The sequence below is a fragment of the Fructobacillus tropaeoli genome (assembly GCF_001047135.2).
GTDB classification, from domain to species: Bacteria; Bacillota; Bacilli; order Lactobacillales; family Lactobacillaceae; genus Fructobacillus; species Fructobacillus tropaeoli.
This window is the reverse complement of record NZ_DF968139.1, coordinates 1-733: the sequence shown is the minus strand read 5'-3', so window position 1 is coordinate 733 and position 733 is coordinate 1. Positions and strand designations below refer to the sequence as shown.

The 733-nt window shown below is 44.5% G+C and carries 1 protein-coding gene; it reads right to left on the bottom strand.

Annotation, left to right across the window (positions count from 1 at the left end):
- Positions 1–719: prealbumin-like fold domain-containing protein (locus tag AOQ32_RS08780; protein ID WP_242976735.1), on the bottom strand; the 719-nt coding region annotated here is incomplete at its 3' end.
- Positions 720–733 lie beyond the last annotated feature (14 nt).

Genomic DNA, 733 nt, shown 5'->3' with positions numbered 1-733 from the left:
GTTGGTGTTGAGGTCACGTTGGTCTTACCATCTTGTGTCTGCGTACCACCAGTAACGGTTGGGGTTGAAGAAGCCTTCGACTTACTGTCTTGTGATTGATCACCCCCTGTCAGTGTTGGGTTTGTTTGGGTTGCCTGATTTTGGGTACCACCAGTTTGTGTCACGGCACCACCAGTCTGCTGCTGATTTTCTTGTTGATGCTGTTGGCCACCATTAGAAGTGGAGTTGGTGTTTACCACAGGGTTGTTGTTAATAACGGGAGAATTGGCATTCGTATTCGTGTTATTAACGTTAATGACTGGTTGATTATTACCACCGCCATTGCATTTTCTCGTGTCTTCCGACTTGTCGAACAAGAACAGTTTTGAAAGGTAAACATTGCCAGTGCCTTCATTGATTTTATTGACAGGCACTATCATTTTTTTCAATGGAACTGACTGTCCCTTTTCCGTCACCGTAAAGACATAAGCCGTCTTGTCCGCGTTTAGTTCAATATGAACATAAAGTGGCTCGATATGCTCGTAACCCTCAGGCGCATTTTCTTCCCACAATTCATAATCACCATAAGAGATGTTGTTGAACTTGTAGTAACCATCATAACCATTGGCGTCCGTGTCGGTTGTAACGGTCTGCTTTTCACCCTTGGTGCCATTGATTGGAATAAGCGACAGTTGAATACCGTTGTAACCTGATTGGGAGCTACCTGATGGAGATTGCACGTATTTGAAGCCGT